This is a genomic window from Lysinibacillus sp. HST-98 (assembly GCF_016757845.1).
GTDB lineage: Bacteria > Bacillota > Bacilli > Bacillales_A > Planococcaceae > Lysinibacillus > Lysinibacillus capsici.
Genome location: NZ_JAENHX010000003.1, coordinates 87,399 through 113,407 on the forward strand (window position 1 = coordinate 87,399; position 26,009 = coordinate 113,407).

Annotated in this window: 26 protein-coding genes; 14 read left to right on the top strand and 12 right to left on the bottom strand. The window is 38.6% G+C overall.

All coding sequences use genetic code 11. The features are described from left to right. Positions 1-46 precede the first annotated feature (46 nt). From JIN86_RS08995 to JIN86_RS09010, 4 genes are all read right to left on the bottom strand, one after another. Positions 47-1,708, bottom strand: coding sequence for a b(o/a)3-type cytochrome-c oxidase subunit 1 (locus JIN86_RS08995; protein ID WP_004269329.1), 1,662 nt, complete (start codon positions 1,706-1,708; stop codon positions 47-49). Then, a complete protein-coding gene (locus JIN86_RS09000) occupies positions 1,695-2,186 on the bottom strand; it encodes a cupredoxin domain-containing protein (protein ID WP_004269330.1) in 492 nt (163 codons plus the stop codon). Before JIN86_RS09000 ends, JIN86_RS08995 begins: the two co-directional genes overlap by 14 nt. 24 nt (positions 2,187-2,210) lie before the next feature. Further along, positions 2,211-2,381 carry a hypothetical protein gene (locus JIN86_RS09005; RefSeq protein WP_153802592.1) on the bottom strand — a complete coding sequence of 57 codons (171 nt, stop codon included), beginning with the start codon at positions 2,379-2,381 and terminating at the stop codon, positions 2,211-2,213. Between the two features lie 284 nt (positions 2,382-2,665). Then, positions 2,666-3,127 (bottom strand): chemotaxis protein CheX, encoded by a 462-nt coding sequence (locus tag JIN86_RS09010; protein ID WP_004269332.1) that lies wholly within the window; start codon positions 3,125-3,127, stop codon positions 2,666-2,668. Positions 3,128-3,746: 619 nt separating this feature from the next. Here JIN86_RS09010 and JIN86_RS09015 point away from each other — a divergent pair. From JIN86_RS09015 to JIN86_RS09030, 4 genes are read left to right on the top strand one after another with little or no spacing between them, the layout of a single operon-like run. Then, entirely contained in the window at positions 3,747-4,361 is a 615-nt protein-coding gene (locus JIN86_RS09015; protein ID WP_202341745.1) for a pyroglutamyl-peptidase I, read from the top strand. Then, positions 4,345-5,040, top strand: a complete 696-nt coding sequence (pxpB, locus tag JIN86_RS09020; protein ID WP_202341746.1) for a 5-oxoprolinase subunit PxpB — start codon at positions 4,345-4,347, stop codon at positions 5,038-5,040. Before JIN86_RS09015 ends, pxpB begins: the two co-directional genes overlap by 17 nt. A 3-nt stretch (positions 5,041-5,043) precedes the next feature. Continuing rightward, a complete protein-coding gene (locus JIN86_RS09025; protein ID WP_202341747.1) occupies positions 5,044-5,907 on the top strand; it encodes a 5-oxoprolinase subunit C family protein in 864 nt (287 codons plus the stop codon). Beyond that, positions 5,907-6,641, top strand: a complete 735-nt coding sequence (locus JIN86_RS09030) for a 5-oxoprolinase subunit PxpA (protein WP_202341748.1) — start codon at positions 5,907-5,909, stop codon at positions 6,639-6,641. Before JIN86_RS09025 ends, JIN86_RS09030 begins: the two co-directional genes overlap by 1 nt. A gap of 32 nt (positions 6,642-6,673) precedes the next feature. Here the strand turns inward: JIN86_RS09030 and JIN86_RS23955 are convergent, their stop codons facing one another. Both JIN86_RS23955 and JIN86_RS09040 read right to left on the bottom strand, forming a co-directional pair. Next, positions 6,674-6,994, bottom strand: coding sequence for a DUF4183 domain-containing protein (locus tag JIN86_RS23955; RefSeq protein ID WP_202341749.1), 321 nt, complete (start codon positions 6,992-6,994; stop codon positions 6,674-6,676). Between the two features lie 24 nt (positions 6,995-7,018). Continuing rightward, on the bottom strand, positions 7,019-7,441 hold the full coding sequence (locus JIN86_RS09040) for a DUF4183 domain-containing protein (RefSeq protein WP_004269345.1): 423 nt from the start codon (positions 7,439-7,441) through the stop codon (positions 7,019-7,021). 242 nt (positions 7,442-7,683) lie between these two features. On the opposite strand from JIN86_RS09040, the gene JIN86_RS09045 reads away from it, so the two are divergent. The 7 genes from JIN86_RS09045 (at position 7,684) to JIN86_RS09075 (ending at position 16,691) form a co-directional block, all read left to right on the top strand. Beyond that, positions 7,684-11,295, top strand: a complete 3,612-nt coding sequence (locus JIN86_RS09045) for a dynamin family protein (protein ID WP_202341750.1) — start codon at positions 7,684-7,686, stop codon at positions 11,293-11,295. 10 nt (positions 11,296-11,305) lie between these two features. Further along, a complete protein-coding gene (locus JIN86_RS09050) occupies positions 11,306-12,115 on the top strand; it encodes a sulfurtransferase (protein WP_202341751.1) in 810 nt (269 codons plus the stop codon). 437 nt (positions 12,116-12,552) lie between these two features. Then, positions 12,553-12,882, top strand: a complete 330-nt coding sequence (locus JIN86_RS09055; RefSeq protein WP_004269348.1) for a hypothetical protein — start codon at positions 12,553-12,555, stop codon at positions 12,880-12,882. Positions 12,883-12,884: 2 nt separating this feature from the next. Continuing rightward, on the top strand, positions 12,885-13,649 hold the full coding sequence (locus JIN86_RS09060; protein ID WP_237497202.1) for a hypothetical protein: 765 nt from the start codon (positions 12,885-12,887) through the stop codon (positions 13,647-13,649). Beyond that, positions 13,642-14,196 (top strand): hypothetical protein, encoded by a 555-nt coding sequence (locus tag JIN86_RS09065; RefSeq protein WP_004269351.1) that lies wholly within the window; start codon positions 13,642-13,644, stop codon positions 14,194-14,196. Before JIN86_RS09060 ends, JIN86_RS09065 begins: the two co-directional genes overlap by 8 nt. 54 nt (positions 14,197-14,250) lie before the next feature. Further along, positions 14,251-15,081, top strand: coding sequence for an MBL fold metallo-hydrolase (locus JIN86_RS09070; protein WP_202341752.1), 831 nt, complete (start codon positions 14,251-14,253; stop codon positions 15,079-15,081). Positions 15,082-15,488: 407 nt separating this feature from the next. After that, positions 15,489-16,691, top strand: coding sequence for an NAD(P)-dependent malic enzyme (locus JIN86_RS09075; RefSeq protein ID WP_202341753.1), 1,203 nt, complete (start codon positions 15,489-15,491; stop codon positions 16,689-16,691). Positions 16,692-16,790: 99 nt separating this feature from the next. Here JIN86_RS09075 and JIN86_RS09080 read toward each other — a convergent pair whose 3' ends face one another. From JIN86_RS09080 to gdhA, 3 genes are all read right to left on the bottom strand, one after another. Beyond that, complete coding sequence (locus JIN86_RS09080; RefSeq protein ID WP_202341754.1) at positions 16,791-17,444, bottom strand: Yip1 family protein; 654 nt, start codon at positions 17,442-17,444, stop codon at positions 16,791-16,793. A gap of 146 nt (positions 17,445-17,590) precedes the next feature. After that, positions 17,591-18,277: a phosphoribosylaminoimidazolesuccinocarboxamide synthase gene (locus JIN86_RS09085; RefSeq protein WP_004269355.1), complete on the bottom strand. Its 687-nt coding sequence runs from the start codon at positions 18,275-18,277 to the stop codon at positions 17,591-17,593. Positions 18,278-18,494: 217 nt separating this feature from the next. After that, positions 18,495-19,868, bottom strand: a complete 1,374-nt coding sequence (gdhA, locus tag JIN86_RS09090) for an NADP-specific glutamate dehydrogenase (protein WP_004269356.1) — start codon at positions 19,866-19,868, stop codon at positions 18,495-18,497. A 175-nt stretch (positions 19,869-20,043) separates the two neighbouring features. On the opposite strand from gdhA, the gene JIN86_RS09095 reads away from it, so the two are divergent. Together JIN86_RS09095 and JIN86_RS09100 are read left to right on the top strand one after the other, a co-directional pair. Further along, positions 20,044-20,517, top strand: a complete 474-nt coding sequence (locus tag JIN86_RS09095) for a YaiI/YqxD family protein (protein WP_202341755.1) — start codon at positions 20,044-20,046, stop codon at positions 20,515-20,517. Then, a complete protein-coding gene (locus tag JIN86_RS09100) occupies positions 20,507-21,835 on the top strand; it encodes a D-serine ammonia-lyase (RefSeq protein WP_202341756.1) in 1,329 nt (442 codons plus the stop codon). The genes JIN86_RS09095 and JIN86_RS09100 overlap by 11 nt, the downstream gene beginning before the upstream one ends. 263 nt (positions 21,836-22,098) lie before the next feature. On the opposite strand, the gene JIN86_RS09105 is transcribed toward JIN86_RS09100, so the two are convergent. After that, positions 22,099-23,268, bottom strand: coding sequence for a pyridoxal-phosphate-dependent aminotransferase family protein (locus JIN86_RS09105; protein WP_009370474.1), 1,170 nt, complete (start codon positions 23,266-23,268; stop codon positions 22,099-22,101). A gap of 141 nt (positions 23,269-23,409) precedes the next feature. On the opposite strand from JIN86_RS09105, the gene JIN86_RS09110 reads away from it, so the two are divergent. Continuing rightward, positions 23,410-24,459: a DUF1835 domain-containing protein gene (locus JIN86_RS09110; RefSeq protein ID WP_202341757.1), complete on the top strand. Its 1,050-nt coding sequence runs from the start codon at positions 23,410-23,412 to the stop codon at positions 24,457-24,459. 29 nt (positions 24,460-24,488) lie between these two features. On the opposite strand, the gene JIN86_RS09115 is transcribed toward JIN86_RS09110, so the two are convergent. Together JIN86_RS09115 and JIN86_RS09120 are read right to left on the bottom strand one after the other, a co-directional pair. Next, complete coding sequence (locus JIN86_RS09115; protein WP_202341758.1) at positions 24,489-24,986, bottom strand: hypothetical protein; 498 nt, start codon at positions 24,984-24,986, stop codon at positions 24,489-24,491. A gap of 368 nt (positions 24,987-25,354) precedes the next feature. Then, positions 25,355-25,981, bottom strand: a complete 627-nt coding sequence (locus JIN86_RS09120; RefSeq protein ID WP_004269362.1) for a nitroreductase family protein — start codon at positions 25,979-25,981, stop codon at positions 25,355-25,357. Positions 25,982-26,009: the final 28 nt, after the last annotated feature.

The window sequence follows — 26,009 nt, forward strand, 5'->3', positions numbered from 1 at the left end:
TCGTTACAGAGAAATCGCTTTTTTATAGGAAGATGCGTTTGGATGCTTACCACAATTGATAGCCTTTAGAGCCGGCTGGTGAGTTTGAAATAATATCGATAATTGGTACTGTGTAAGCGAATAAAATTAAGGCTACTAAAATAACAAGCCATATTTTAAAGTTTTCTAAAATAGCTGGTGTCGGACCGCTAAGCTCATGTACATCACCTACTGGGAATTCCTCTTCGCCTTTAGGTGCGAACCAAGCTAATTTCACGACGATATAAATGATCACTAGGATGGCGATAAAGAGGATTGTTCCACCCACAGCTTGCGCGATTTGATAAGGAATCCAATCGTAAGCCTGCTGAGCGCCACCATATTCTGAGTAATCTGAGCGACGAGGCGCACCAATTAGACCAGCAATATGCATTGCTGAAGACATAATCGTCATACCAGTAGCCCATAAGATACCAGCGAAATTACTAAGATTATTTAAAGACTTCGAAAGTGTACGACCTGTTAAATGTGGAATTAACCAGAATGCCGCACCGAAGTAAGTTAAAACAACAGCTGTTGCAATCGTTAAATGGAAATGCCCTGTAACCCAAATGGTATTATGAATTAATTGGTTCATTTGATAAGAGGCATTGACAATACCGCCTGCACCCCCTGGAATAAATGACACCATACCGATAAATGGTACGAAGAAACGAGCATCCTTCCAAGGTAATTTTTTAAACCAACCAAATAGTCCTTTGCCACCTAATTCACGTCCGCGTAACTCGAACATGGCAAACATCGAGAAGGCTGTCATGAGAGAAGGTACGATAACAGCAAATGTTAAAACAACTTGAATGAACTTCCATGTACCATCAATACCAGGCTCTGTTAACTGATGGTGAATCCCAACAGGAATAGAGAAGAGTAAGAATAGCATAAACGAAAGTCTTGCTAAAGAATCGGAGAAAATTTTTCCGCCAATTACTTTTGGAATAATCACGTACCAAACCATATAGGCAGGTAATAACCAGAAGTATACGAGTGCATGACCAAAATACCAGAAAAGGGTACGTGATAATGCCACATCGACACGCTCAATTAAACCTAATGACCATGGTAATAATTGAATTAAAACAGAAGCTGCCACACCAAGCGTTGCCACGAACCACATTAAATTATTAACAACTACCATAAATGATAGTAAGGGGCTACGTTGTCCACTCGCTTTATTTTCTTTGCGCCACTGTACATAACGTAATATTTGACCTGCGCCGCCAACCCAAGAACCAACAACGACTAATGTAAGACCTAAATAGAAAATCCAATGTGCCTTTAATGGTGCATAGAATGTATAAAGAACAGTTGCTTTATTCAATAACACCATCGTTGCGGCAGCAGCTGTCCCGATCGTCATTAACCAGAAACCAATCCAGCCAAGTCTTCTCTGAGTGTCAGTGAATGTACCAGATGTTCGACTTACACTTGCGATTTGGAAGCCGTAAATAAAGAATGTAGTTAATATAAGACCGAGTAATACACCATGAACTGTTAATACTTGATAATAACCAATGCCTGCTGGTAATGTAAATTGACCAGAACGTACAAAAACCTGTAATAAACCTGCAAGACCACCTAATAACAATGCGATAAATGCCACGTAAATATGTGCCATTGCTAGCTTTGCATCTCGACGATCCACTTTTGTCATTGAATTAGTGTGACTCATTTGAATCCACCACCTTTAGCATAGAGTGCATCATCGTATGTCCTGTACCACAATACTCATTACATACGATTAAAAACTCGCCAACTTTATTGACTTCTGTCACATATTCCGAAATATAGCCAGGCTCAAGCATCATATTGATATTCGTACCTGCAACCTCAAAACCATGCATAACATCCTCGCTTGTCGCGATAAATTTCACTTTTGCACCAAGTGGAACCTCAATTTGTGGAGGATTATAATTGAATGCAGAAGCAACTACTACCACTTCGTAATCCCAATCTTTACCTTCAACCTTATGGACACCTGGATTATCAAAAGGTGCTGTCTCTTTCACTTTCTCGTAATCTAGTGTTTTTTTACCATTGTTTGGATGGGAGCCTTGATGAAATGCTCCGATACCGAGAATGATCAGGAATGCCACTAAAGTGGTAACTCCAAAAACAAGCCAGTATTTCTCATACTTATGTATGTGCATATGTTTCTGTCCCTTCTTCGTAGATTAAAACCGTCCAATGAACAAATCGAAGCAGTACACCCAAAGTAAAATGATGATAATACCTACTCCAAAAACTGCATAGAGTGAACCTTTTAAATTTTCATCTGACTTCTTTTTATTTGCCATTTTTGCTCCTCCTACGCTTTTTATTGTTGTGTTTCTTACAGCCATCATATAAAAATCCCCTGCATTTTGATGTGAAAAAAATCACACTTCTAGAGGAATTATGTGAAAAAAGTGTGAAGAATTTAAGAGAGAAAAAAACAAGCCATCTCAAAAGTCATTGAGATGGCTTGTTTAATGATTATAATTAACTTTTTTTAATAAAAATAAAAGATTGTAAGGAAGGGAGAACTGTCATTCTTAGTCCTTTTGGGCAAACGGCAAGTCTTACAAATAAATGCTGAATGTCTTGCATACAATGTCTTATTTGGAACAGACTTAAAACCTACTAAGCTCTATTCTGCTTCTTCTTCAATTGTTAATAGAACTGTTAGGGCACCGACGCTTGGGACCGAAACTGGGAGTGCAAATGCCTTTTCAAAGCCATATAATTTTGTATTGCCCACCATCACCGTTGGCGGAGTGATATCAATTTCTAAGCTTTCTTGCCCAACAGCTGTACATAAATTTCCTGCAATCATGTTACCAAATTCCCCTGTAAAGGATTCTAGCATTTCTCCTTCAAGCGGCATACCGAACATGGTACTACCGATCCCACTGAACACTTCGGGAGAGGAATCAATGATGACGCGTCCCTTTAAATCTCCGATTAAGCCAATTAATACGCCCATTTGTTGCTGTTGAAAGGGTTCAGAAATAATACTAGGCGACTTTACTTCTATATCCATAGGAAGAATGGTTTTTAAAGCGTGGATTGTCCCGTTTAAAATAGTTTGAAAGTACTTCGAATTACTCATCATTACCGCATCCTTTTTCCGACTTTTCTACATCTTACCATGTAAAAAGGGTAAGATGAAAGTATGTCTTGACGAATTCACGTGAAATTTATAATATATTAATGAGAATGATTTTCAAATTCAATGTAAACGTCTGAAAACTTAACGAAAAATAACGAAGAAGGAGCGGTTCGCAATGACTTTCGTATTGATTGGAGCAGCTGTCGTGATCTATATTGGAGTTGGAAAATACGTCATGAACCAGGCAACTGCACATTTGAAATAAGAGCTAAACAAAAGAGTATGAAGCTGCTGTGCTTCATACTCTTTTTCATGATGTTAAGAAAGAATATAGCATGTGCAGAAAAGGGCTTTAGCAAGGCGAGTGGCGATTCCATTACGCCAGTGTCCATTTTCACTCACCCTCCAGAATCTTATCTGTAACACTCATTGCCTATGAATGACACGGTCTCCTCTGCAATCAACCAAGCTACAAAAGTTTCTTCCATAGCAATATAGTAGGGAAAAGAATCGGCTCTTTTTTACATGTTTTTGTTCAAGGGAAATATTTGTTTTTTCAGAAATCTATTGTAAAATGAAGCAAACCTTTAAGGTTATTTAAAGAAATCAGGTGACAAATATGACAAAAATATTAGTAACAGGGTTTGAGCCATTTCTTGATTATAAAATAAATCCAACGATGCAAATTGTGAAAGCATTAAATGGAAAGAAGATAGATCGCTATGATATCGTCGGACGAATTCTATCTGTAGATTTTCAGCAATCAGCGGAGCAATTAAAACAACAGATAGAAGAAGTGAAACCACAAATCATCATTTCATTAGGGTTAGCAGGAGGTCGTTTTAAAGTAACACCGGAGCGCATTGCCATTAATGTAAAAGATGGAGAGCCTGATAATAATGGCTACACACCAGTTGATGAGCGTATCCATGAGGAGGGGGCAGATGCTTATCTAACAAACTTACCGATTCGCAGTATGGTGAATCGTTTGCAGGCAGAAGGATATCCAGCCGAAATCTCCAATACAGCGGGTACATACTTATGTAATAACATTATGTATGAGGGGCTTGCTTATGCACAGCTACATGAAGGGGTTCGTGCTGGCTTTATTCATATTCCAGCATCATTTGAGCTAGCAATCCAACATGGCAAAATTCCCGGCTGGAATATCGGAGATTTAATAGCTGCGGTAACGCTTTGTATTGAGGAGACGGTACGTGCAACCAATCATTGATTTTCCTCATTCGATGTGGATTAGTCAACATACTATTCGTTTTGCATTCAAGGAGGAAATCTCCCACTCAAATTTTTACGCGGTCCAAACGTTTAATCGATTTCTGAAACAGCAGCTACGGCATAACCTAGTCGAAAGTGTTGCAAGCTACCATACAGTAACAGCTTATATTAAACAAAAAATAGATGTTGAACGTTTAGGCATGCAGTGGCTTGAGATGCAAGCCTCCACAACAATTGATAAAGGAACGAATCGTCTTTTAAAAATACCTGTCTGCTATGATGAGGAATTTGCCTTAGATCGCAAGCGTGTAATGGATTACACAGGGCTATCTTTTGAGGACATTAAAACACTGCATGTGTCCAAAAGCTATTATGTTTATTTAATCGGCTTTTTACCAGGTTTCCCTTACTTAGGTGAGCTTGATCCTAAGTTGTTTGTGCCACGCTTACAGAAACCAAGGGCATCTGTATCAGCGAGTTCAGTTGGGATTGGGGGTGGACAAACGGGAATCTATCCTGTTGATTCACCTGGAGGCTGGAATATTATAGGGAAAACACCGTTTGATTTATTTGATGTTCATGGTAAAGAGCCATTTTTATTTGAACTTGGTGATGAAGTTCAGTTTTATGAAATAACCCAACAGCAATTTTGGGAAATGAAAAGCAAAGGAGTGTAGCGTTTGAAGCCACTTCTGCTCGTAACAAAACTAGGGGTGTATGGTAGCTTACAAGACAAAGGAAGGTTCGGCTATCGGGCATTTGGTATTCCGCTATCTGGACCAATGGATTACCGTTCGTATCAAGCAGCTCAAAGAATCTTACAGCACCACCATGATCAAACGTCTTTTGAAATGTTTGTAGGTGGTTTTGAATTTGAGGCGCTGGCTGATGGTGTTTATATATTAACAGGAGGACATGGTACATGCTTGGTTAATCAAGTACCAATCGAAATGTGGAAAACATTCCATTTAACGAGGGGAGATAGATTATCTATCAAGAGTGTCCATCAAGGCTCTATTGTTTACTTAACTCCATTAGGAGGTTTTCGTACAAACGATGAGCTTGGTAGCCAATCCTACCTTCCGCTTGGGAATTTGGGAACATGCATTACAAAAGGAAGTATTTTATATGGGCAAGTATCACCATCTCTAAAAAATAATAGAGGGCTATATGCACCCTATCGTCCGCGTTTTGACAGTTCCATAACGGCTCGATTGTTTAAAGGACCACACTTTCATTTATTTACAGAAAAAAGTCAGCAACAATTTTTACAAAATCCTTTTCAATTTATTGGCGGCAATCGTATGGGCTACTACATCAAAGGACCTGCCTTACAACTTCAGAAGATGAAGGATATTCTGTCAGAAGCTACACAGTTCGGAACAATCCAAGTGCCTCAAAGTGGTAATCCCATTATCCTAATGGCTGATGCTCAAACAGTAGGAGGCTATCCTATTATTGCAACAGTTCATGAAGAAGATTTACATAAAGTAGCGCAAATGCGTATGTTTAACACAATTCACTTTGTACTGGAGGAAACATGATGTCAATTGATATCAATTGTGATCTAGGTGAAAGCCACGATGCTTTTATCACGGGTAAGGATGAAGAACTATTAGACTATGTAACGTCCATCAACATTGCATGCGGCTATCATGCGGGACATCATTCAATCATGCATCAAATTGTACGTAGCGCCATTCGTAAAAACGTTCACATTGGTGCGCATCCAGGCTATCCAGATCGAGAGGGGGTTGGTCGCCGTAATATGGAATGTAGCCCAGGTGAAATTTACGATATGATGGTTTATCAAATTGGTGCCTTACAAGCATTTGTGCAGATTGAAAATGGTACGCTTCATCATGTTAAACCACATGGCGCACTTTATAATCAATGCGCGAACGACCGTGAAAAAGCGTTGGCTGTAGTCCATGCAGTGTATGATTTTAATCCACACCTTATTTTATATGCCTTATCTGGTAGCCTCATCGTAGAGATTGCTAGAGACAAAGGGCTTCAAGTATATGAGGAGGTTTTTTCGGATCGACGCTATAACAATGACGGCACTTTAGTGAACAGACAGGAACCAAATGCCTTAATACAATCGGAAGAAGAAATGCTAGTGCATGTAAAAGGTATTTTGACTGCTAATGAAGTGTTGTCGGTCGAGTCCAAAAAAATTAAAGTTGCAGTCCAAACCTTATGTATTCACGGAGATGGCCCACATGCGATAGATTACGCAAAAAAAATTGCAGGTCTCAGAAAGCAATTACAATAAAATGGATGCCCTAAACAAGGCATCCATTTTATTTAGATTGTTGTCACTAGCTCCACAGCTTCGAGCACAATTGGCGTACCAGCAGAAAGTGTACCTGTGACAGTATTAAACGTTATTTCAGTTGTAGAAACTGTATAGGCACCACCCTCCTGTAGAACACCATTGATATATAAGTTATAGTAACCATTTGCGACTTCTGGGAATACTGTTGCTGCTGTACCGCTATCATTTAAAAACGTTGTTGCAGCGACTGTTGTGCCATCTGCAATGGCAAGGGGTGCAGCTAAGACGTTAAAAAATCTTGTAGAAGTACCTGTTACATTGACGTGAATATTAATAATGGAAAGTGCCACCCGATTCACCTCCTTTCATTTCCTTTATTTTGTTGTAAAGCCTAGCGATTCAATAATGATGGGTGTTCCTCTATACAATGTGGCATTATAGGGTACGATTGTCAGGGAGGCTGGGGTTACCGTATAAATACCGCCTTCCTGCATCACTGCATTAATATAAAGGTTAACGTAACCATTGGGTGAAAAAATTGTAAACTCAGTAACAGCATTTGCTTCATCATTCCAAAAGAGATCGGCTGGAAGAGTTGCCCCATTCGATAGATCAAGATCAGCTGTAACAATATAAAAATATCGGTGGATTGTTGGTATAATCATACCTTCAGGGACTACTTCAGGAGGATTAATGGGTATTCCGTTTGTTGCTTTTATACGGGGCCAGATAAATCGCTCCTCACAGTTACATGAACAATATTTTTCAATGATTTGATGAGACTTAGGATTTATCATATGGCATCACACTCCCTTCATAAAAAATAACTTTGCCCCGAATATGCTTACTATAAAATATGAGGAAAAAATAAAAAGAACTAGTTGACCATCTATCATTTGGCATAGATTTTTTGTATAAACATGTTTTTCTAAGGATGGAAACGTTGGCATATATGCTTTAAATTAGTGTTATACTTTGCTAGTTGAATAAGGTAGAATACTAATTATGAATAATTAATGAAAAAGGGGTTACTGGTTTCATGAAAGATTTTGAACAACAATTGGAGGGGCTATTAAAGCAAGCCTCTTTGCAATACATAATTTATCAGCATAATGGTGATACAGAGCGCATGGATAAAACATCACTTTTTGCTCGAAAAATTCAGCAAAAAGAGTATGTGATTGGCTTTGCAGGCCATTTCTCTGCAGGGAAGTCCAGTATGATTAATGCGCTGTCTGGTGAAAATCTACTGGCATCTAGTCCTATTCCAACAAGTGCGAACATCGTAAAAGTTCATAAATCAGAGGAAGACTATGCGATTGTTTATATGCACAATGAAAAGCCTGTAAAATTTGAGGCTGGCTATGATTTTAAAACAGTAAAAGAGCTAAGTAAAAATGGGGATTTAGTGTCACAAATTGAGATTGGACACAGTGCCTCTACACTACCACTAGGTGTCACTGTAATGGATACGCCAGGGGTAGATTCCACAGATGATGCACACCGCATGTCAACAGAATCAGCATTACATATTGCCGATATCGTATTTTATACAATGGACTACAACCATGTGCAGTCGGAATTAAATTTCCAATTCACTAAGCAATTAATGAAATATAATCCAAATGTTTATTTAATTGTCAACATGATTGATAAGCATAAAGATAATGAATTGAGCTTCGAAGAATTTAAAGCAACTGTTCATCAATCCTTTGCAGCATGGGGTGTTGTACCGAAAGGTGTTTTCTTTACTTCATTAAGAGAGCCTGAGCATCCACATAATGATTTTGAGGCAGTAAAGAAAATTGTGATGGACAGTATGAATGATTGGCAGGAGCAGCTTGTACAAACAGCTACGAATACATTGCGTTTATTGCAAAGCGAGCATGACAATTATTTAATGGAAGAAAGACAGGATCGTTTGGCAATTGATGAAGAAATTTTAAGTGCGGATGACTGGGCACACCATCAGGATATTTTAGAGCAATACAATAAATTAAATCGTCAGGTTGAATTATTCTCAGTAGAAGCTTGGAACGAAACGTTTGAGGAGCAACGTAAGGAGCTACTCGCGAATGCTGCAATTATGCCAGCTGATTTACGCGATCGCTTACGCCTTTATTTAGAAAGCATGCAGGAAGGTTTTAAAGTTGGCGGGCTCTTTACTGCAAAGAAAAAAACAGAGGAAGAGCGAAACCGACGTAAAGAAGATGCGTATCATGCCTATCAAAATGTGATCCATGCACAAATCACGGGGCATTTAAAAGGTCTTATGAAAAAGGCATTGAAGGACGTTGGGGCATTAAATGAGGAACGTGCCGCAGCCATTGATGCCTATGTATTTGACTTACCTTTTTCATTGATTGAGCAGCAAGTTCAAACAGGCGCTATTTTAACAGGTGATGCGGTGTTAAACTTCGCTAACCGTATCGCAGAAGCAACAAAGCGCTACTTCATTCAGGAGACAGATAGCTGGAAAAATGCGCAAGCGACAACTCTTGAAGCTGTTGCAACAGAAACTGCCGCACCATCAAAATTAAAAATGGCGGGTATGCAGGACAAAGTAGATGCCATTAATGCGGTCCTTGAAATTGAAGGCTATCAGCAATATAGTGCAAGTACTATGCATCAAGCGAGCAATGAAATTCGTACAGTTGCCAATCAACAGCTTACAAATTGGGAACAATCATTTAAACAAGATTTAGCAGAAATTCGTTTATTTGACGAGTCCATGTTGCAGCCAAAAGAGCAAATCATCCAACAAGAGGAAGCTCAGCAAGCTACTAGTGCAACGACTCTACCAATCGATGGTGTGATTAACCGTGCACTTCATACTGCTAATGCTGTCAAAGAGGTGCAAGGCTTTGCCGAAGTAGCCCAATACCTTGAAAATAAAGTAGAACGACTACAGAAAAAAGATTTTACCATTGCATTGTTTGGCGCATTCAGTGCTGGGAAATCTTCCTTCTCGAACGCTTTAATGGGAGCCAAGGTGTTGCCTGTATCACCAAACCCAACAACTGCGGCCATCAATAAAATTCGTCCAGTTACACCTGAACACCCACATGAAACAGCGGATGTACAGCTTAAAACTGCTGAACAAATGCTAGAGGATATTCAAGGCTCCTATGGGGCGATTGGTTTGTCTGTATCGACATTGGAGGAAGCCTATAATCGTGCTGATGAAGGGCTTGCAGTTCAGTTAACGGATGAACGCTTAAATGTTCATAAATCATTTATTCGTGCCTATAAAGAAGGCTACCCAACCTTTAAGTCTGAGTTTGGTTCTATCCTCCGCGTAGACCGTGAAGAGTTTGAAAAATTTGTAGCACAAGAAAATAAATCTTGCTTTGTTGACAATATCGACTTCTATTATGATAGTCCATTAACACGTATGGGCGTGACACTTGTTGACACGCCAGGAGCGGACTCTATTAATGCCCGCCATACAGGCGTAGCATTTGAATATATTCGTAATGCTGATGCCATCCTATTTATTACGTACTATAATCATGCCTTTGCCAAAGCTGACCGAGAGTTTTTAATACAACTTGGTCGTGTGAAGGATGCATTTGAGCTAGATAAAATGTTCTTTATTGTCAATGCAATTGATTTGGCAACAACGGATGAAGAACAGGAAGATGTAAAAGGCTATGTACGCTCAGAGTTACAACGCTTTGGCATTCGCTTCCCGAGACTATATGGGGTATCTAGTCTTTTAGCGTTGGAAGAAAAGGTAGAAGGTGCCGATTTAACATCAGGTATGCCACCGTTTGAAAAAGACTTCCATACATTCTTAAATGATGAATTGAGTGCATTAGCCGTTCAAGCTCTTGCAGAGGAAGTTGATAAAACAGAGCAACGTTTGGCGGATTTAATTGCCCAAACAGAGGAAAACTTAAAACGTAAAGATGAGCGACTAGAGGAATTAACAACACTTGAACAACATATTCAATCGAAGTACAGTGTACTGAATACGAGCATGTTAGAGAGTGAAACAAAACAGGAGCTTGATGAGCTACTTTATTATGTTCTTCAACGTGTTTATTATCGTTACCCTGAGTTCTTTAAAGAAGGCTACAATCCTTCTACCTTTGCTGCAATGCCAGCACAACAAGCATTGGAGCATGCATTAAAAGAAGTGATGCAAAGCTTGCGTTTTGATTTTACTCAAGAAATGCGTGTAACAAACTTCCGTTTATCGCAGTTCATTAGCAAAAAGATGCAACAACGTTTTAAAGATGAAGTACGCGAATTGAAAGAGTTAAATCGAAGCTTCTCATTCCTAGCTTTTGAATCTTCTGAGCCAAATTTATTAGATTTTGAAGGACCGTTTGCGGATATTTCCAAATATGCTAGCGTAAAATCTCATTTCCGCAATCAAAAAGCTTTCTTTGAAAAGAACGAAAAAGTGAAGCTAAGTGAGGCACTAGAAGCTATAACAAAACCCGATGCACAAGATTATTTAGATGCACAGAAAGTTTCCCTCATGACATGGGCGATTACGTTTATTGCAGAGGAAGCCGAAAAATTACGTTACTATATTTATCATCAAGCGCTTGAACAAATTGACACAGAAAGATTAGCCTTACAAGAAGAGAGCCGTTTAGCTTCTTGGAAAGCGATTTACGCACAATTACAATACGCATGAGGTGATTCCAATGGGAAAAGTATTCAAATCAGTGGATGAAATTCAATTTGATGGTGTCCGTTTTATCGATGCTCGTTACGATCTTCAGGACAAAGAGGCTGGCAAAAAGGCATTCGAAGAAGGTCATGCTACTGGTGCTATCTATATTGATTTAGAACAGCAGTTATCGGATATGGACAGCAAAGACGGTCGTCATCCGATGCCAAGCAAAGAAAAATTGGCATCCGTTTTTCAAGAACTAGGATTACGCTATGAAGATCAGATTGTAGTTTATGACCAAGGAGCAGCTCCATTTGCCCCACGCGCCTGGTGGATGCTAACCTATGCTGGTTTCCCAAATGTAGTGATTGTCAACGGAGGTGCCCCTGCGCTAGAGGCAAAAATTCCTTTTACCAAGGATATTATTAAATATCCCCCAACCATCATTGAGTTTGATTGGAAAGATGAGCTTTATGCACCACGCCAAGCCGTAAAAGCCATTGTGGATGGAGAGGTAAAAGCTACTTTACTCGATGCCCGCGCTGCTGCAAGGTACCGAGGAGAAGTAGAGCCATTGGATAAAGTAGCAGGTCATATCCCAACTGCGAAAAACTTTGACTGGGAGCAATTGAAGTCAAATGGTCAACTAAAGACAAACGATGCATTACGTCAAAAAGTTTTACCTGATGAGCAGGTTGTGGTTTACTGTGGCAGCGGCGTAACCGCCTCTCCTCTTTATGCTGTGTTAGCAGATGAAGGCTATGACAACATCCAATTATATGTAGGTAGCTTCAGTGATTGGATTACAGAATATGACGTGGAAAAAGGGACAAACGAATAAAAAGAAACGCTCACTTCGGTGGGCGTTTTTTTATATAGTGCGGTGGATATAGCGTAAAGTAGAGGTTAGAATTTCATGTAGCGGATAACCTGCTCAAAGTGGTGGATAAGAATGAAAAAATGAAGGATAGCCCTTTGAAAGTAGTGGATAGAATTTAATACCTGATCAAAAAATCCATCAAAGTGGAGAGAGCATGCAAGGTTGCAAAGCTAAAATGCATAGTTTAAGAGTCTAATAGATAAAGGGGGATGAGGGAGTGCAGGAATCGCATGAAGAACTTCCTGAGAGGTGGATGTTGGAAGATATGATAATGAAGCTTTATTGAGATTCTATCATGATTATACATTGCCTCAGGTGGCTTAAGTATTGCAGCGGAAATTAGGGACGACCAAAACCATTTTATAAATTAAAGCTGGCACTGAACAGGAGGGGCAAGGGTGAACGATCTAAAAAAGCAGATGGATCTAATAGACATTCCAGAATCGTTACATCAGCGTAGTCAACAAGGCATTGAACAAGCAAAAAAAGAGCAGTACAAAACTAAGAGCTGGGTGCCCAAGATTGCTGTAACACTTGCGGCGGGTGGATTTGTGGCATTAATGAGGGGGGAACAGCACTTAGATAATGCTCGGGCTAATGCGTTAATGTCACAATTAGATAATTTATCTCCGCCAATGTACTGGATTTTGGCTATTTTATGCGTAGTCATCATACTATACATCTCTAAAAAAAGCTTAATCAGAAAAAGACAATTGGTGTTGCCATAGTTTTGATTCTACTGATTGGTAACAGTACGATTTTTTTACAACATCAATTAAGAAAACCAGTTGTGGTGCCTACAATAATTGAAGTTACGGATAGCTCACAGAATGCTTTAGAGATACGCTATATTACAAACAATTCTGACCATCGATATGTGAAATATTTGCAGGCAGAAGATGTGCAATTACCAATAGTATATGATCGAATGGAGCAAGAAAATCTAGTAAATGGTTTTTATTATCCATTCGATACTTCGCAAGATTTACGCTATCAAAATGTTCGATTAGCTTTTTTTCAGCTTGATTTAAACACGATGAAAAAAGTGATGGCAAGTAAAACTGTTTATCTTGTATTAAATGACGGGATGAAATTGCCTGCCCCTATTCATTTTACGAGGGAAACTTTCATTGATGAAAAACAGATCATGAATAATAGCTATAGTCAGTCACAACATGATTCGGAACAAATCATATCATTTATCCTTCAACAGGATGCTATTTTTGAGGCATTTTATGTTCCCGCTGCATTAGAGGGTAAGATACTATTGAAAGAATGGCGATTAAACGATCAGCGTTACACAGCAAGTGATTTTCCTTTTTCAGTGACGAAAGGTCAACGCTTGGAGATGACTATTCAATTGAAGGAAGCACCCTTAGATATCAATACATCCATAGGTTTTAGTGGCCTGGATGGTTATTTAACTAAAAGATTATATTCACAAGCGTATTTTACGACAAATTTGGTGAAAAAGGTGCGTGAAAACAATGAGTGAATCTAAACAACAGGTAAAACTTTTACAATGGTTAGCAGTGGCGCTCTTTTTTCAATTGATCTATTTAAATGTTTTTAAATACGCTAATCTTGTACAAGATATCCTTGTTTATGGGGCCTATTTAAAAAGTCTTTCGTTCTATAAAGAAAAGGCACCTATCAAAACATATATGGCCTGCGCTATGATGATAACCTTGATGAGTACCATCTTTTCTTTCCATCTTCTCTTTTATTGGAGTACGGTTTTAATTCAAGGAATTGAATTGCTGATGATAATGGAATTTGGAAAAATTTTATTAAGCATTGAACAAAAACACGATGTACAGAGTTCCACTACAAGAGTGATGAAAAAATATATAGCGATATCCTTTGCCGTCATTATTAGTTGGACACTATTGATGAATGTTACAAGTGATTGGCAGATGGGATTATTGTTTCTGGGCGCATTGCTTTTATTGGCTGTAAATTTACGGTTATTTCTTCATGTGTTAGCACTTCGTAAACATGTAAAAAACAAATCCTTTGTTGTTACCTACTTACAAAAATGACTCACCATTCATTTTATGCTACACTTTTTGTACAAGGGGCAAAGGGGGAGCAGGATGTTTAAACGGGAGAAAAGTATCGAGATTCAGCAGCATCGGGGTGTACAATGTGCGCATGGGAAAGTTGCGGTTCAGGGGGTTGGTATGAGTGTGTACAGCTTTTTTGTGGATGGGTTACTGATTGATACAGGTTCCTACTCACTATCGCAGGAATTTCAATCCTTTTTTAAGGATATACCGATAGAGCAATTGGCATTAACACATTCACATGAGGATCATGCAGGAAATGCAGCGTGGATTCAACATCATATGAATGTACCTATTTATATTCATCGTGATTCAGTCAATCTTTGTGCTAAAGATGGAGATTATCCACTCTATCGTCAGGCATTGTGGGGGGAACGACCAGCGTTTGTTGCCCAACCATTTGGTCAAACTTTACAAACGAACGCAGCAACATGGGATGTCATTGAAACACCTGGACATACAGCAGATCATCTTTCTTTTTACAATCGAGAAACAGGCGCTATGTTTACAGGAGATTTGTTTATCCAGCCAAAGACGAAGGTTGTGCTTGATGAAGAAAATATTGTCCATACCCTGGCGTCTTTGAGGAAAATAGTAAACTATGATTTCGATGTCGTCTATTGCTGTCATGCAGGCTTTATAGAGGATGGTCGAACGAAAATACAAGAAAAAATTGCTTATTTGGAAGACATGCAAGGAAAAGTGAAACAATTATTTATGCAAGGTTATTCTGTTGAAGAAATCACCAAAACAATTTTTCCTCGTGATTATCCGATTACAAAAGTTTCGGGAGAGCAATGGTCTTCCAAGCATATCATTACGGCCTTTATTAATCATTTTACCGAAGAGTCCTATATATAGGGCTCTTTTTTTGGCTTGTTAAGAATTTCACAAATACTTTGATCTGTATAATAAAAAACTTTGTGAAAAAATGTGAATAAATTGTGACGAAGTCAATCAGGACAATGGATGCGCTTACAAAAGTTTGTGAAAAAAATCTCATTTACATAAGAAAAATACTATGTGAAAAGTTGAACAGGCTAAATGGCTCTATGTGTACACTTTATAATGTGTCAATAATCGCATTAATTATCTTAAAATAATTGATTGTGAAATGTTTAATTTGACAGAAAAATGTAATGAAAGTCATTAAACATTGGAATTTTGAAGTTTAAAATAAATTGACAGAAAATTCGTTGACTATATTTTCACAAAGTATTATGATTCTGAAATATAATAAAAAACCAAAGGGAAAAGGATGGGATGGAATGGACGTAATGAAAAAGGCATTAGAAATGCATGCACACTATAGTGGGAAATTAGAGGTGAGCTCAAAGGTACCTGTACAAGATTCCTATGATCTTAGCTTAGCTTATTCACCAGGGGTAGCAGCGCCATGTGTGGAAATTGAGAAAAATCCTTCGCTTGTGTACGACTATACAATGAAGGGGAATATGGTAGCTGTTGTATCTGATGGGACAGCAGTTTTAGGGTTAGGAGATATCGGACCGAAAGCTGCCTTACCTGTAATGGAAGGGAAGGCGATTTTACTAAAGCGTTTTGCCAATGTTGATGCTTTTCCAATATGCTTAGATACAAAAAATACGGATGAAATCGTCAGCATTGTGAAGGCGCTTGCCCCGACATTTGGTGCGGTAAACTTAGAGGATATTTCAGCACCAAGATGCTTTGAAATTGAAGATCGCCTACGTCAAGAATGTGATATTCCAGTTTTTCATGATGATCAGCATGGAACAGCGATTGTTGTAGGAGCAGCGATGATTAATGCCAATCGTATTGTGAAAAAGGATGTAACAACGATGAAGGTTGTGATTAATGGTGCTGGTGCTGCAGGCATTGCAATCTTACGTATACTTGTGCAAATGGGCTATAAGAATATTTATATGTGCGATACAAAAGGTATTATTTATGAGGGTCGTACAGAGGGGATGAACCCGATTAAAGAAGCGGTTGCTCATTTGACGAATCCAGAGAAGCAACATGGTACACTAGAGGATGCACTAACAGGTGCAGATGTCTTTATTGGAGTTTCTGTAGCCAATCTATTAACGGAGGCACATATTGCGTCCATGAATGAAAATCCAGTTGTCTTTGCCTTAGCCAATCCAAATCCAGAAATTACGTATGAAAATGCCAAAGCATGGGGGGTACGTGTGATGGGAACGGGCCGTTCAGATTATCCAAATCAAATTAATAATGTTCTCGCATTCCCTGGTATTTTCCGCGGAGCTTTAGATGTGCGTGCTACGGATATTAATGAGTCAATGAAGCTAGCTGCTGTAGAAGCAATTGCCTCCCTTGTGAGTGATAAGGAACTAAAGGAAGAATATATTGTGCCTAAATCTTTGGACGAACGCGTAGTGGCTATCGTCTCACGCGCAGTAAGTGGGGCAGCTGTTGAATCTGGCGTATCTGAGCTATTCCAGCAAAGTACAGCACTTTCTGTCTAATAAAATTAAAAAAGCAGATAGAGAAAAGTTTCAGGCTTTTTCTCTATCTGCTTTTATTGTTATGCTGTATCAAGTTAACAAAGGCCTTATCTCAAGTTTTTAGACCATGCCAACACCAATAATTCCGATGAGTATGACAAAGAAAAGAACAAATAATACGATGAAGATAATAATGGCTGGAATAAAGATGGTGAAGAAAGCCATCCAGTTCGAAATTTGGTGTGCTTCAGCGACTACACCTACAGAAATAACAAATGACCAAATCGTCACAATGATGCTTACTAAAATAGTCGGCCAAAAAATCCACGGTAATGAACCCATAAAATTAGGATCCAATAATGAATCGGGTGAAGTCATTAACCAAATAATATAAAGTGGAACCAGCACGATATATGGGATTGCTGTTAAGCTTAACCCCTTAAATAAGTCCGAGTAAGTCCCAGTACCTTTAAATAATTTCCCGAATAGCCAAGAGATGAGTGCAGAAATAGCTGTGCCAATCACACCTGCGATCGGAGCCAAAATGACACATAATAGGACTAAAAGCCATGGAGAAAAATCAGGAAGAAATTCTGAATCAATTAATCCAGACATAAGAGAGCCAATATAACCAATAGACAAAACCAAAATTGCAAAGCCGATAGATTTTTCATTAATCATATAACGAGTCGTTTGCTTTGGATGCATCCAAACTGATAAAAATGGATTTAGTTTTGACCTTTCTTCTTTCGATGTCTCATTCAAGTTTTCCATCAAACTACCTCCAAAATAATAGAATAATTGCTTGTTACATATAGTTAATATACGAGAGAAGTAAAGAAAAGTTTCATGGAAAATAAAAATTAGCCCACACATAAAAAAAGAGTCGTAATTGTCGACTCTTTTTAAGGTTGTTTCTATTATTCAGCTAACATAATTTTCTCAAGTTCTAACGGCTCAATATACTGATCACCTTTGTAAGCACGCATATTACCGCCTGAAATTTCATCGATTAATAAAATTTCATTCGTTTTCGCATCGCGGCCGAATTCTAATTTAATGTCATAAAGCGTTAATCCTTTTTTAGCAAGCTCTGCCGCTACAAATTTGGAAATTTCAATTGTACGTTGTTTTAAAATGGCGTATTCTTCATGAGTTAACAGGTTTAACATCGCTAAAGCATCTTCAGAAATTGGAGGATCTAAACGATCATCATCTTTGATTGTTACTTCTACAAAGGAGTCTAAATCTTGTCCTTCTTTTACATAGGCACCATAACGGCGTAGGAATGAACCAACTGCCTTGAAGCGGCAAATGACTTCTAAGCCATTACCGAAAACAGTTGCCGGTTTTACTGTCATTGTTGCATCTTCGAAGTTAGCATCAACGAAATGCGTAGGAACACCTTGTTCGTTTAATTTTGAATAAAAATAAGAAGTTAAACGTAAACCAGCCAAGCCAGCCCCATCAATAGTTAAACCGACAGTATTTGCACCCGGATCAAACACGCCGTTTTCTCCTGTAACATCGTCTTTAAATTTTAATAAATAATGACCATCTTCTAATTTAAACACATTTTTTGTTTTACCTGTATACAATAATTCCACAAAAAACCCTCCAATATTTTTCATAGTACTCTAAAATTATAACACGAATGTTTTAAATATTTAATGATAAAAATGTTCGTTTAAAACGTTTATTTTTATGTTTTATAACGGAATTGTAAATAAAAAATAAGGTGATAACGAATGTTCGTTACCACCTTGGTTGAAATCAAGAATATTCCGAAATCAAATCCTAGGAAACATTGAAAATAGAAGGTTATTAATAGACGCCTTCAGTAAGCATTCCATCTGCTACTTTGATAAAGCCAGCAATGTTTGCACCAACTACTAGGTTACCTGGGAAGCCATATTTTTCTGCTGCTGCTTTGCTGTCTGTATAAATATTTTTCATAATTTGATGAAGTTTCGCATCTACTTCTTCAAATGACCAAAATACGCGGCTAGAATCTTGTGCCATTTCAAGAGCAGATACCGCGACTCCCCCAGCATTCGCTGCTTTTGCTGGACCAAATAATACGCCTGCCTCTAGGAATTCATTGATTGCTTCAAGATCTGATGGCATATTAGCACCTTCACCGATTGCTTTCACGCCATTCGAAATTAATGTACGAGCTGATTCACCGTTAATTTCATTTTGCGTAGCACACGGTAGAGCAATATCACAAGGAATCGTCCAAATTCCTGTACAACCTTCTGTAAAAGTAGCATTTGGTCGATAATTAACGTAAGTTGAGATACGGTCACCTTTTACTTCTTTAATTTCTTTGATGGCATCTAAATCTAAGCCCTCTGGGTCATAGATATAGCCTGAAGAGTCTGAGCAAGCAACCACTTTGGCACCATATTGTTGCGCTTTTTCAATGGCATACGTAGAGACATTACCAGATCCAGAAACAACCACTGTTTTTCCTTCGAATGAGTCATTTGCATCCTTTAGCATTTCGTTCACAAAGTAAACAGTACCGTAACCAGTTGCTTCTTTACGTGCTAAAGAGCCACCGTAGCCAGGAGTCTTACCAGTTAATACACCTGATTCATTTGCTTTTGTTAAACGCTTATATTGGCCCCATAAATAACCTACTTCACGAGCACCTACGCCAATATCACCAGCAGGAACATCGACATCTGGACCAATATGACGGTATAATTCAGTCATGAATGCTTGGCAGAAACGCATAATTTCTGAATCTGATTTTCCTTTCGGATCAAAGTTTGAACCACCTTTACCACCACCGATAGGTTGCCCTGTTAAAGCATTTTTAAAGATTTGCTCAAAGCCTAGGAACTTAATGATGGATTCGTTGACAGAAGGATGGAAGCGAAGACCGCCTTTATATGGGCCCATGACATTACTGTATTGTACACGATAGCCACGATTCACTTGTACTTGATTGTTATCATCTTGCCATGCTACACGGAAAGAAATAATACGATCTGGCTCCACAATACGAGATAAAATATTGGCCTTAATATATTCAGGATGTTGCGCAAATACAGGTACTAATGAGATGAAAATTTCTTCAGCTGCTTGTAAAAATTCCGCTTGATGACTATTCTGTTGTTTAAGTTGCTCAAATACGCCATCTACGTATTCTTTTGCTAATTGTTCATTGCTAACAGTTGTAATTGTCATAAATAAAACCCCCATTTAGTTGATAGGTGTATCGTATATCTATTTTTCAAACTATTCAATAAAATACTTTTAAAGTTTGTGAAAAATTGAGCAAGAGAGGTTGTTTTAAAATTATATTGAAATAATTTAGTTCTAAGTGATTCATCTAATCATGAGAAAGGAATGATGCCTTATTGTGAAGGTTCTTATAGATGCTGATGCCTGTCCAGTAGTGGATTTGGCGCTATCTATATCATCTGAGTTTGAGATAGAAACTATCTTGTTTTGCGATACATCACATCGTGTTGAACGTGATAATGTAATAACAATTATTGTACCCAAAGGTCCAGATTCGGTTGATTTTACGCTAGTGAACGCGCTTTCAAAACACGATATTGTTATTACACAGGATTACGGATTAGCAGCCATGGTTTTAGCACGAGGGGGGTATCCGATTGATCAAAATGGACGAGAAATGTCTAATGAAAACATCGAACGTTTGCTCGATATGCGGCATGTTGGTCAAAAAATTAGAAGGGCAGGTGGACGAACAAAGGGACCTAAAAAAAGAACACAAGAAAACAATATTTCGTTTGAAATGAAATTTCGACAAATTTGTGAACGAGCGATTTTAGCCCATAAAATGGAGGAATCTACAGGTGAAAAATGAACATAAACACGAACTATTCGAACAATATCCGCAGTTGAACGAACTAGCAAAAAAGGCTACTGTATTGTGGGAAAATACAAATTGGATGAAAAATCCTGAAACAACGCTCTTTACTATGGCTGAAGTGGATGATGCGGAAGCAACATTACAACGTTTTTCTTCTTATTTAAAAGTAGCATTTCCAGAGCTTCTAGAAAGTGATGGTTTAATTGAATCAACGATCAAGGAAATTCCTTCGATGAAAAGTGCTATTGAACAAGCATATGGTGTGGCGATTCCCGGCCAATTGCTTTTAAAATGTGATCATGCATTACCAATCTCTGGCTCGATCAAAGCACGTGGAGGAATTTATGAGGTATTAAAACATGCGGAAAGGCTTGCTTTGGCAAGTGGAAGACTTAAAGAAGTGGATGATTATGCAATTTTAGCAACAGAGGAATTTCAGTCGTTCTTCCAACAATATACGATTGCAGTAGGTTCTACTGGGAATTTAGGATTAAGTATCGGCATTATGGGCAAGAAGCTCGGCTTTAATGTCGTTGTACATATGTCGAGTGATGCCAAGGAGTGGAAAAAAGCCTTACTCCGTGAAAAGGGTGCTACAGTGATTGAATATGCAGCTGATTACAGTGTAGCTGTTGAGCAGGGGCGACAAGAAGCTGAGCGAGATCCAAAGTGTCATTTTATTGATGATGAAAATTCAAAAGATTTATTTGCTGGCTATGCCGTAGCTGCCAAGCGTTTAAAGGAACAGCTAGAAAGGACGAATATTTCAGTGGATGAAGCACATCCATTGTTCGTCTATTTACCATGTGGCGTAGGTGGAGGACCAGGTGGGGTTGCCTATGGATTAAAAGAAATTTACGGTGAGCATGTGCATATTTTCTTTGCAGAACCTGTCGCTTCTCCTTGTATGACGATCGGGCTGATGACAGGCTTACATGACGCAATTAGTGTAGAAGATATTGGCCTTGACAATCGAACAGAAGCGGATGGGTTAGCCGTTGGTCGCGCCTCCAAATTTGTAGGAAAAGTGATGGAGACGTATATAAGTGGTTGCTATACAGTATCAGATGAAGAGCTGTTTACATCTCTAGGATTAGCGATGGAAAGTGAAGGTTTATTTTTAGAGCCATCTGCACACGCAGGAATGTATGGAGCCATTCGTTTATTGCAACAAGGTCAATCCTATCTAGAAAAGCACGCATTAGAAAACCATCTACCACAAGCCACACATCTCGTATGGGCAACTGGCGGTAGCATGGTCCCACCTACAATGCGAGCTGCTTATTTAGCAAAGGCCAAGGAATTTAATTAAAGACGGTGTGAAGCTATGTTTGGATGGAAGCTTGACCTCTATTAGTTATATCCCACTTGAGCATGGAGTAAAGCATTCGAATAGTGAGTGAGATGCCCCGTTAAATGTATGGACCCGCTCGAATAGGTGTATGAAGCGTTCAAAAAGTGAGGTATCTCGCTCAAATTAGCGTCCATAAACGCATAACGCAACTTCAAGTTTAGTAGAAACAAAATCAAATTAAAAAACAGGTGGAGTCATTTTTCTCCACCTGTTTTTGCTGTTTAACGTTGTAGTGCTTTACGTTGTGCGGCTAAGTATACTGCTTGTGCTGCAAGGACGCCTGCTCCTGGTTCGAAATCATAGGAGAAGTCTTGTAGGGCAGCCTCAAGTAGGGAAACGGCTTGTAAAATGTCACTTGGGAAACAATAGCCCATATGGCCGAATCTAAAAATTTTACCCTGTAGAGGACCTAGTCCGCCTGCGAAATCTAAATGATAGTGTTGCTTAAGGTGCGCCAAAAATTCACCAAGATCAATTCCTTGAGGTGTTTTAATTGCTGTAATAGTTGGAGAAGCGTATTGATCTTCAGTTAATAGCTCAATGTGTAATGCTTGCATTGCATTTCGCACCATGTTTTTCATCAGGTCATGGCGGGCAACTGTTTGCGTAAAGCCACCTTCCTGTTCAATTAACTTACACACCTCATGCAGTCCGTAAATCAGTGTGATAGCAGGGGTATTAGGTGTCATGCCCTTTTCCGCCCAGCTACGATAGCTTTGAAGATTTAAATAATAAGCAGGTGTTTGATTTTCTTCAATGACTCCCCAAGCTCTTTCGCTTACGCTAACAAGAGAGAGTCCAGGTGGGAGCATCATCGCTTTTTGAGAGCCTGTCACGAGAATATCAATGCCCCAAGCATCCATTTCAGCAGGAGCGCCACCAATACAGCTTACACCATCAACGATAACGAGGGCATCGGTTTCTTCACGGATGACTTTTGCTAGTTCAGCAACAGGGTTTAAAATACCTGTGGATGTTTCATTGTACGTCACAAAAACGGCTTTAATATTTTGTAATGGCTGTAAAAATGCTCGTAGTTCTTCAGCTGTGCAAGCTTGTCCCCATTCTTTTTCAAGCTTATGTACATGGAAGCCATATTGCTCACAGATCGAAACGAAATAGTCGCCAAAAGCTCCAACTGTGATGACGACAACCTCTTCACCAGCAGATACCGTATTAACAGCCGCAGCCTCAAGAGCAGCTGTCCCACCTGAAGGTAATAGTAAGATGTCCTGTGTCGTACCAAAAACAGGCTTTACTAATTCAATTGTTTCTCGGTATAATTCTACAAATTCCTGACTACGATGACTAAAAATATTCTGATTCATCGCAAGCTGTACCTTTTTTGGAATGGGTGTTGGCCCCGGATGTCTTAAAATATTTTCATGCATATTCATCAATCCCCTTTGTTAGAAATTCAAAATTTTCTAACTATAATAATAGCATATTTATGGTGCTAGCTAACTACTTTTTTGAAAAATGATGGAAGAGATTGTCATTGTGGTACAATTTTTAAAAAGGAGGCAGTGTTAATGGAGACATCCATGCATTATCCATTTATCTATTTCTTCTACGACACAAACCAGGTGCTAGTGTATAGAATTCAAGCGTTAGAGTATATCACAGTAGCAGATGTGATGAAGAAGGGGGAATGGCAGGGGTATGAGCTTGAGCCATCTGAATCTGTTACAGCATTTCATCATGAACGAAGGACACCTCAGCAGGGGTGGTCTCTCTTTATGGGGCAAGAAGAGCTCTATCATTTAGTAGAAATTATTAATGATTATATTCAACAGGTCATAACCACTACTTCAGCACAAGTGGTACATATTGTTTGCTCGGAATCTGCAGCAGGCTCATTACGAGCGGCACTTGCTCCACCGAAATATGTGATCGGGTTTCCAGAGGATTTGTCGATTGGACCATTGTGGAAACTCGATGAAAAAAGAGGACAGGCATTCCGTGATGAGTGGCTAAGAGAAAATATGAATGATGGAATGGATGATTTTGTAATTCGGAATAAATTGATGAACACAATCAGAGAGATACAGGATATTCCAAGCAACCTGCCGATTTACATTTGGTGTGGGTCCAATGCAGAAGAACAGTGTGGCCTTAGATTTCTTCTTTATTTATTACGTGATAAAACCAATGAAGTTGTTCTTATCAACACAGGTGAACAACGGGCTACAAACCACCAATGGAACATGGAAATGTATGAAGTAAAGCGATTGTCCGCGAAGGAGCGTCTATTTTTTCAGCAACAGTGGGAAAGTTTAGCACAGACAAAGGACATTTGTCGTCTATGGCTACATCAACAAATTCAAGCAGTCCAAGAGAGTTATTATGATAATTTGATTATGTCAACGATTGGACAACTTCATAAGGAGCAAGGGGATAGTGATTTTATACAAACAGGTGTATTTATCTCAGAGCTATTAACAAGCATGGATGCTCCCCCAAATGTCTTCTTTTTAGAATATAGAATTCGCTATTTAGTATATAGTGGAGTCTTTGAGTTAAAGGGAATTCCTAAATCCATGCACCATTACTCTGTGAAATTACGTAAAAAACCTCTTTAGCCTGGGGGCATAAAGAGGTTTTAAAACAATTAAGCAACGAAAGGTCTGTTCATGCGCATTAAGCCGTAGATGGCAAAGAACAATCCACCTGTTATTACCATTAAGATTGTGTATAATACAGCCTTACCTGTTTCACCACACCAGCGGTAGAATAGGCGATACATGAAATAGAGTGTAAAGCCTGCCGCTCCTAAAGAAGCCAGAATACCGATAAATGGAATAAACGAAACAATGATCAAGCCCGCATAAATAAGCGTATTTTTTAAAGCTGTTGCACGTATTGTTTCTCGAGTATCCCCACCAGCTGTCAGCAGGAAGAGACTATATACATTAATAATGGGAATCCAAGCAATATAGGCTACATCTTCAAAACCATTTGTTTTAGATGTCATAAAATAAATAAGTGCACTAATAATGTAGGCAATTAAACCAATAGCAAGAGCGACTAGTATAAAGATAAAAAATAAACCACCCATGGCTGCATCTAAATCTGAGTAATAATAAGAATCATTATAGTCATAATTCATCAGAAAAACCTCCCTTCATATGAAAATACCTCCTAATCATAACAATCCTCCTAATCATAACAATCCTCAAGTGTTTAAGCTACAACAATTTAGATGTAATATTTAGTAGAAATCACACAAATGTACTAGAATGAAGTTGATTATTTAAGACTTTAATGATGATTTTTTGAGTACCTTATGATAAAAATGCAAAAAATATCCTTGGGAACATTATTATGCTAGTTTTTGAGAATCATTTTCCGTTTTATTCATTTCAAAAAGTACGTACAAAAACATTACTATCCTATGATGGTAGATGCCCAAGAAATGCCACAAAAAATAAAAATAGCCATCTTAACTACATTATAAGATGACTATTTTCACGTGTATTAAATGAATTTGGCGATGTGCTCAAGTTCAATGCGGGAAGAATTGTAAGCAGGTGCGGCTGCCTTACCAATCGCAATTAAAATAACTGGGACGATATGGTCAGCTAATTCAAATCGTTGAGCAAAGGCTTCTTTATTAAATCCACCCATCGGCACTGTATCATAGCCCATGTCTTTAGCTAGTAGCATGATTTGCATGGAAATTAGACCAGCATCAAATGTAACGATATTTTTCAACACTTCTTGGGGAAGTTGAGAATATAGATTGATCGAGTTGTTAATCATTAACTCTTTTGTTGACTCATTGATGTAGCCAAGATCGAAGTTCTTTGTATAAACAGCCTCGGCATTTTCGTACATTTTTGTATCACCTAAAACAGCAATAATCGCTGAGGAAGTTTCTACTTGTTCTTGGTTATTGGCAATAGCACGTAGCTCTTTTTTGACCGCTTCATCCTGAATTACTAAGAAGCGCCAAGGCTGTAGGTTACTAGACGACGGAGCAGACGTTGCTTCTACAAGTAATTCTTCTAATTGTTGCTGCGGGATTTTAAAGTTTTCATCGTATTTACGAACGGATTTACGCTCATGTATAACTTTAGTTAAAGAACTTTTTGTCATTGTCATTATTTTGTCTCCTTCATGGTATGATGCG